Raw genomic sequence first — 7,985 nt, 5'->3', positions numbered from 1 at the left:
AAGCGGTGTATGCGACACAGCCCGCATTGGCAATGGTCGATTCTGATCGTGGAATTACCAACCTGCATGTACCTAGTGACATCATTGTCGATGCCTCAATGCCAGCGATGATCCGTTCATCAGGACAGATGTGGGGGCCAGACGGTAAGCAAAAAGATACTAAAGCGATGATTCCCGATCGTTGCTACTCAGGGGTTTATCAAGCCGTGATCGATTTTTGTCGAGAGCATGGCGCTTTTGATCCCACTACAATGGGTAGTGTGCCAAACGTGGGATTAATGGCACAAAAAGCAGAAGAGTATGGTTCACATGATAAAACCTTCATTATCGACGCTGAGGGTGTGGTGCGCGTGATCGATAGCACCGGCAAAGTACTTTTAGAACAATCGGTAGAAGCGGGAGATATCTTCCGTATGTGTCAGGTAAAAGATGCGCCGATCCAAGATTGGGTTAAGTTGGCAGTCAACCGCGCTCGTGCAACGGGCGTTCCCGCTATTTTCTGGCTAGATGGTGCTCGTGCTCACGATGCGGAACTGATTAAAAAAGTAAATCAGTATTTACCCGATCACGATACGACGGGTTTAGAGATACAGATTTTGTCTCCTGTCGATGCGACCTTGTACACCTTGGCTCGTATGAAAGAAGGCAAAGATACGATTTCTGTCACGGGGAACGTATTACGTGATTACCTGACTGATCTCTTTCCCATCCTTGAATTGGGAACGTCGGCAAAAATGCTTTCTATCGTTCCATTAATGAATGGTGGTGGTTTGTTTGAAACTGGAGCAGGGGGCTCAGCACCCAAACATGTCCAACAAGTCCAAAAAGAGAATCACTTACGCTGGGATTCATTAGGCGAATTCTTGGCTTTAGCTGCCTCTTTAGAGCATCTCAGTATTGTTTCTGGCAATCGGAAGGCCCAGGTGTTAGCCGATGCGCTCGATCAAGCAACGGGTAAATTCTTAGACAATAACAAATCACCTTCACGTAAAGTGGGAGAGCTGGATAACCGTGGTAGCCACTATTATCTTGCCACTTATTGGGCGCAAGCATTAGCAGAACAAACACAAGATGCTGAGTTGGCTGCAGAGTTTACTCCCATAGCTAAACAACTGAGCGATCAAGAAGCGCAGATCATTCAAGAGGTTAACGAAGCGCAAGGCAAACCGGGAGATCTTGGTGGGTACTACGTACCTGTGTTTGAGAAAGTCTCAGCGTTAATGCGTCCAAGTCAGACCCTCAATCGCATCATCGACCGAGCGTAATGATGAGTGGCTAAGTACACAGATAATCGGGTGGCTTAGCCTACTTTTATTACATAAATTAAAAAGCGATACATACACAAAAAAAGCCGTTGTTGATGATGGTAGCGCTTACATAAATTAATTTAGGTCGCGTTGTCAGGTATCTTGAGGAAAAATAGACAGTTTTTGCTATAAAAGTGAACAAAGAAATCGTTTTTGAATGCAAAATAGTCAAACGATTTAAAAAGCAAAAAAATTCTATTGACTCATTGCATCGAATCCGTAGAATGCATCCCGTACTCAAGAGCAACGCGATAAACAAGCAAGCGGCTTGAGTCTTGAAGGCGCGTTGGCAGAGTGGCCATGCAGCGGATTGCAAATCCGTGGACCTCGGTTCGACTCCGGGACGCGCCTCCATTGCGACACTAGCTCAGTTGGTAGAGCGCAACCTTGCCAAGGTTGAGGTCACGAGTTCGAACCTCGTGTGTCGCTCCAAATTATATTCGCACGGCGCAAGCGGTGCAGAAGTTAAAAAATTAGTGTGCCCTGGTGGTGAAATTGGTAGACACAAGGGATTTAAAATCCCTCGACTTTCGAGTCGTGCCGGTTCAAGTCCGGCCCGGGGCACCATTTATAAAGAGCAAGGTAATAGCCTTACCTGCTTAATGCGACACTAGCTCAGTTGGTAGAGCGCAACCTTGCCAAGGTTGAGGTCACGAGTTCGAACCTCGTGTGTCGCTCCAAATAACAAAAAGCCCGATCAGAAATGATCGGGCTTTTTGTTGTCTAGAATTTTTGAATACCGGACTCAGAGAGTTTATTAAGCGTAACTTGATATGCTTTCAATCTATCGCTTAACCATAACATCGCTTAACCATAACCATAACCATGGCACTTTTTGTTCAGCATCTCATTTAGTGAGTGTTGCGTAAGCACAGAGCATGCCCTTTGATAAAGTTATGTTTATACTTAAGTAATACCGTTTGGCACTGTATGACGCTATATGAAGTAAAGAAGCGGAATACAGGAAATAAACGAGATGAAATAAATAAACGAGCGTTTGCAGTTGGTCGCGCATTGTTCATTTCGGATTACGATATAATGGCATTCAAATAGGCTTTTGATAAATATGCAGTCATTCCAGTGGGATCGATATTTTGAAACAGGGATTCACGAGGTTGATCAACAGCATCAATATCTGGTGAACTTTATCAATCAATATGGCGCATTGCTGTCAGAAAATAATGTTGCCCTTAGCGATGTACGTGTGGCTCTGTTTGAACTCTCTCGCTATGCGGAATTTCACTTTAAAGAAGAAGAAATGCTGATGCGTACGAGCGGTATTGCGGACGCTCATTTGACTGAGCATATACAAGTACACCGTACATTTATGGCCGAACTGGTCAGTATGCAGGCCTTCCTGAATGAAGCTGACGAAAAACCCGCGGTGCAATTGTTTGAATTTTTGATTCACTGGCTGGCGTATCATATTTTAGGTATTGATCAAAATATGGCACGTCAAATCAAAGCGATCGAACAAGGTATGACGCCTCAACAAGCCTATGATCAAGAAGAGCGTGAGCATGAAAGTGCCACAGAACCATTACTTAACGCATTGAGTGGATTATTTGAATTAGTTTCAGAGCGTAACCGAGCACTCGTAAAACTCAACCAATGTTTAGAAGATACCGTTGAGCAACGTACACAACAATTGCTTAAAGCGAACCAACAACTAGAGGCCTTATCTACTACGGATAGCCTAACCAAACTCCCTAATAGACGGAAAGCATTACGTCAGCTACAAGTTTATTGGGACGACGCAAAACAGCATCATTTACCGCTGGTTTGTATCATGATTGATGTGGATGATTTTAAGCAAGTAAATGATACGTGTGGTCATGATGTTGGTGACAGCATACTCATTGAGTTAGCTCAAACATTACAGCATTCATTTCGTAGTGATGATCTAGTTGCTCGCCTTGGGGGGGATGAATTTTTAGTGATTTGTCCGAATACCGATTTAGCAGGAGGGATCAACGTCGCCGAATTTACCCGCCAAGCCGTTAACTGCCTTACTATTGAGACGGAACATGGCCTCTGGCAAGCGAGTATTAGTGTCGGAGTTGCACAATCACATCAACAGATGACAAGCTACCATCAACTGATTAAATTGGCAGACAATGCCGTATACCAAGCGAAACGAAGTGGAAAAAATCAAATCAGTACGGCTCAATTTCAAGTAAAAAACGAGCCAAGCTAGATAGAATTGTTATAAAGATGGAACATCGTTGTTTCAGGTTTGCGTGAAAGTATTCTAGGGCGCGATTTCAGTTTGGCTTTGACAGCGGCTTTCGTTACTATGTACAGCTACTTAAAAACCAAGAATCCCTTATTCCCTTTCGGGCTCCTTAAGGATACTGCTGATAAGCAGACGAGGATACAATGCAACATCTACAAGAGATTATTGCTAACGCGACCGCAGCGATTAATGCAGCCGAATCGTTAGTCGCACTGGATGAAGTGCGTGTTCAATATCTGGGCAAAAAAGGTGAGCTAACGGCTCAACTACAAAGTCTAGGCAAATTACCGCCAGAAGAGCGTCGCGCGGCAGGCCAAGAGATTAACGTCGCAAAAGAAACAGTTCAAAAATCCATCGCTGCGCGCAAAGATAACCTACAACGTGCAGAGCTTGAAGCGAAGTTAGCGGCTGAAACTATTGATGTCACGTTACCTGGACGTCGTATCGAAAACGGCGGTTTACACCCTGTAACCCGTACCATCGAGCGTATTGAAAGCTTCTTTGGTGAACTGGGCTTTACCGTTGAGTCTGGCCCTGAAATCGAAGACGATTTCCATAACTTCGATGCGCTGAACATCGCAGATGATCACCCTGCGCGGACGGATCATGATACCTTCTTTTTTAATCCAAAGCTGATGCTACGTACTCACACCTCTGGCGTACAAATACGGACTATGGAAGAGAGCCAGCCACCACTACGTTTTATTGCCCCTGGCCGTGTTTACCGTAACGATTACGACCAAACACACACGCCAATGTTCCATCAAGTGGAAGGCATGCTGGTGGATGAAAACGTCAACTTTGCTCAGTTGAAAGGCATTCTGCACGACTTCTTGTGTAATTTCTTCGAAGAAGACTTGGAAGTGCGTTTCCGTCCCTCTTATTTCCCATTCACAGAGCCTTCAGCCGAAGTCGACGTGAAAGGTAAGAACGGTAAATGGCTCGAAGTACTGGGCTGCGGTATGGTGCATCCAAATGTGCTGCGCAGTGTAGGGATCGATCCTGAAAAATACTCTGGTTTCGCATTCGGAATGGGTGTCGAGCGTTTGACCATGCTTCGTTACGGTGTGAACGACTTACGTGCGTTCTTCGAAAACGATCTTCGTTTCCTAAAACAGTTCAAGTAATCCAGAGGTTTAATCACAATGAAATTTAGCGAATCTTGGCTTCGTGAGTGGGTTAACCCAGCGGTTACCACCGACGAGCTTACCCACCAAATTACTATGGCCGGTTTGGAAGTTGATGATGTTCTTCCGGTTGCGGGCACGTTTACTGGCGTAAAAGTCGGTCACGTTGTGGAATGTGGTCAACATCCAGATGCAGACAAACTGCGTGTAACAAAAGTGGATGTGGGCGAAGAAGAACTGCTCGACATCGTGTGCGGAGCACCCAATTGCCGCCAGGGCCTGAAAGTCGCGGTTGCGACGGTTGGCGCGGTTCTACCAGGTGATTTCAAAATTAAAAAAGCGAAGCTGCGTGGCCAGCCTTCACACGGCATGCTGTGCTCTTTCTCTGAACTGGGTATTGATATTGAATCCAACGGCATTATGGAGCTGGCGGAAGACGCTGTTATCGGTACTGATTTCCGTGAGTTTCTGGCTCTGGATGACGTCACCATCGATGTTGACCTGACATCAAACCGCGCAGACTGTTTCAGCCTGCGTGGTATGGCGCGTGAAGTAGGCGTGTTGAATCGAGCTGACGTGACGGAACCGATGGTGTCACCGGTGGCATCAACGATTGATGCCCACATAGCTATCGAAGTAAAAGCACCCGCTGCGTGTCCTCGTTACCTCGGCCGTATTGTGAAGAACGTCAATGTTCAAGCAAAAACACCGTTGTGGATGCAAGAAAAACTGCGCCGTTGTGGTATTCGCTCGATCGATCCGATTGTTGATATCACCAATTACGTCATGCTTGAGCAAGGTCAGCCCATGCATGCGTTTGATCTGGCGAAAATCGAAGGCGGTATCGTGGTGCGCTTGGCTGAACAAGGCGAGAAATTGACCCTACTGGATGGCAACCAAGCAGAACTGAATGCCGATACGCTGATTATTGCTGACCAGACTAAAGCGCTGGCGATCGCGGGTATCTTTGGTGGTGAGCACTCCGGTGTAAACAGTGAAACAAAAGACGTGTTGCTCGAATGTGCATTTTTCGCACCGGATCATATCCGTGGGCGTGCTCGTCGTTATGGTTTACATACCGATTCATCAATGCGCTTTGAACGTGGCGTCGATTACGCACTGCAATACGCTGCAATGGAACGGGCCACTCAGCTTCTGATCGATATCTGTGGCGGTGATGTTGCGCCAGTCGTAGTGGCAGAATCTGATGCGGATCTGCCCAAACCGAATACGGTGGCACTACGCCGAATTAAACTCGATAACCTACTTGGTCACCATATCGCGGATACGGACGTGGTTGAAATCCTACAGCGTTTGGGTATGCGTGTTGAAACAACGGCTGAAGGCTGGGCAGCAACCGCGCCAACTTGGCGTTTTGACATCGCAATCGAGCAAGATCTGGTGGAAGAAGTAGGCCGTATTTATGGTTATGACAACATTCCAAATCAAGCGCCAGCGGCTGCGCTCAATATGAACCTGCATAAAGAAGCGAACCTACCTCTGAAACGCGTTCGTGATCTGCTAGTTGATCGTGGTTACCACGAAGCGATTACTTATAGTTTCGTTGAGCCAGAACAACAAAAATTGATCGTACCAGAGGTTGAGCCCTTGATCCTGCCAAACCCAATCTCAGCAGACATGTCTGCCATGCGTTTGAGTTTGATTCAAGGGTTGCTGAACACCGTGGTTCATAACCAAAAACGTCAGCAACCTCGTGTTCGCTTGTTCGAATACGGTCTACGCTTTATTCCCGATCAAGCTGCTGAAAACGGTATGCGTCAAGAGCCAATGTTAGCAGGTGTTATTTCTGGAACTCGTAGTGAAGAGCACTGGAATCTCGAAACAGCAACGGTGGATTTCTTCGACCTCAAAGGGGATGTAGAAGCCATTTTAGAACTGACGGCAAATGGCAAAGCATACAGTTTTGCAGCAATGAAGCACCCGGCGCTTCATCCAGGTCAGTCTGCCGCGATCATGTTAGATGGCAAACAAATTGGTGTGATCGGTACGGTTCACCCTGAACTAGAGCGCAAGTTTGGTCTCAATGGCCGTACTCTGGTGTTTGAAATCGAATGGTCTGCGATCAATAGCAAAGTGATTCCTGAAGCGGTAGCGCTATCTAAATTCCCTTCAAACCGTCGAGATATTGCCGTTGTGGTGGATCAAACGGTTGCTTCTGGTGATATTGTGGCGGCATGCCGAATCGCGGGTGGTGAGTTACTCAAAGAAGCCAAACTGTTTGACGTTTATGTTGGCAAAGGCGTTGCGGAAGGGAAGAAAAGTTTGGCCATTGCCTTAACGCTTCAATCATCAGAGCGAACCTTAGAAGAGGTTGATATTGCTGCGGCGGTTGAAAATATCGTTAAAGTCATTGCTGATCAATTCTCCGCCACATTACGTGATTAAAGTCTAATTCTTGGTCGAGCATTGATGATGAGATAAAAGAGCAGGGGAATGTCCTTGCTCTTTTTTTATCCGCGATGACTTCTGTCGATTTTCGGTATACAATTAGCATTAGCAAGCTTATGATTTTTCAGCTTATTCTTGTTTTATTACTGACAAAGATCAAATAGATTGGAAATTTCACAATTAGAATTAAAGAGTAAAAAAATATATACTTTTAATATTTTATGCTGATTTTTGTCTTTCATTGTGTTTTTATTTTTAATTTTATCAATTTTAAAGCGTGAAAATTCAACCCGTTGAATATGTGTCAGTTCGTTAATAAAATAAAAAAGTTGGCGAAAATCATAAGGTTGGCATACACTTTTGTTTAAAGCCGATATGTCTTTGATTGGCTGAGCAAAAATCACTGTGGTGCTGCTTAAAGCAGCAAGGTTAAACCTAGCTTTGAGGAAAGTTTATGGCGCTTACAAAAGCCGATTTGGCTGAAAACCTGTTCGAAAATCTAGGATTTAGTAAACGGGATGCCAAAGATACGGTGGAAGTGTTTTTTGAAGAGATTCGTAAAGCACTAGAAAGCGGCGAACAGGTTAAACTGTCCGGTTTTGGTAATTTTGATCTACGTGATAAAAATGAGCGACCAGGTCGAAACCCGAAAACGGGAGAGGATATTCCAATCACTGCTCGACGTGTTGTCACGTTCCGCCCAGGACAAAAGTTAAAAGCCCGTGTTGAGAACATCCAAATCGGAAAATAACGCACAACAATAAAAAAGCCACAAATTACTGTGGCCTTTTTTTGTTTGTGAAGCGCTATTTCATGTTCACGGCGTAAGTCTGTTTCGGAAGTCAGTCAGTTAGCTACGCCGCTTGTATATGCGTTGTAATATAGGGTAACCATGCTTGTTGATAT

At 45.3% G+C, this 7,985-nt stretch carries 5 protein-coding genes and 4 tRNA genes; all 9 read left to right on the top strand.

The features are described 5' to 3' along the window. Positions 1-1,265, top strand: a 1,265-nt coding sequence (locus B7C60_RS19805; RefSeq protein WP_245869609.1) for an NADP-dependent isocitrate dehydrogenase, incomplete at its 5' end; no start/stop codon positions are given. A 322-nt stretch (positions 1,266-1,587) separates the two neighbouring features. Beyond that, a tRNA-Cys gene (locus B7C60_RS16355) sits at positions 1,588-1,661 on the top strand. 2 nt (positions 1,662-1,663) lie between these two features. Next, a tRNA-Gly gene (locus tag B7C60_RS16350) sits at positions 1,664-1,739 on the top strand. Between the two features lie 48 nt (positions 1,740-1,787). Next, positions 1,788-1,874 (top strand) — tRNA-Leu (locus tag B7C60_RS16345). 37 nt (positions 1,875-1,911) lie between these two features. Next, a tRNA-Gly gene (locus B7C60_RS16340) sits at positions 1,912-1,987 on the top strand. Positions 1,988-2,373: 386 nt separating this feature from the next. Continuing rightward, complete coding sequence (locus tag B7C60_RS16335; RefSeq protein WP_099612556.1) at positions 2,374-3,504, top strand: GGDEF domain-containing protein; 1,131 nt, start codon at positions 2,374-2,376, stop codon at positions 3,502-3,504. A 182-nt stretch (positions 3,505-3,686) separates the two neighbouring features. Continuing rightward, entirely contained in the window at positions 3,687-4,670 is a 984-nt protein-coding gene (gene pheS / locus B7C60_RS16325; protein WP_099612554.1) for a phenylalanine--tRNA ligase subunit alpha, read from the top strand. 18 nt (positions 4,671-4,688) lie between these two features. Further along, positions 4,689-7,076 carry a phenylalanine--tRNA ligase subunit beta gene (gene pheT / locus B7C60_RS16320; RefSeq protein WP_099612553.1) on the top strand — a complete coding sequence of 796 codons (2,388 nt, stop codon included), beginning with the start codon at positions 4,689-4,691 and terminating at the stop codon, positions 7,074-7,076. Between the two features lie 457 nt (positions 7,077-7,533). Further along, the gene (gene ihfA / locus B7C60_RS16310) at positions 7,534-7,830 is read left to right on the top strand and encodes an integration host factor subunit alpha (RefSeq protein WP_099612551.1); all 297 of its coding nucleotides are present in this window, start codon (positions 7,534-7,536) and stop codon (positions 7,828-7,830) included. The last annotated feature ends 155 nt before the right edge of the window (positions 7,831-7,985 follow it).

Origin of the sequence: Vibrio fujianensis, from assembly GCF_002749895.1 — a bacterium.
GTDB classification, from domain to species: Bacteria; Pseudomonadota; Gammaproteobacteria; order Enterobacterales; family Vibrionaceae; genus Vibrio; species Vibrio fujianensis.
This window is presented reverse-complemented; position numbering and strand designations above follow the sequence as displayed.

What these genes read in the sequence shown, in the direction of transcription:
- B7C60_RS16335 (WP_099612556.1), top strand. Translation starts at nt 2,374, where the DNA reads ATGCAGTCATTCCAGTGGGATCGATATTTTGAAACAGGGATTCACGAG.
- pheS (WP_099612554.1), top strand. Translation starts at nt 3,687, where the DNA reads ATGCAACATCTACAAGAGATTATTGCTAACGCGACCGCAGCGATTAAT.
- pheT (WP_099612553.1), top strand. Translation starts at nt 4,689, where the DNA reads ATGAAATTTAGCGAATCTTGGCTTCGTGAGTGGGTTAACCCAGCGGTT.
- ihfA (WP_099612551.1), top strand. Translation starts at nt 7,534, where the DNA reads ATGGCGCTTACAAAAGCCGATTTGGCTGAAAACCTGTTCGAAAATCTA.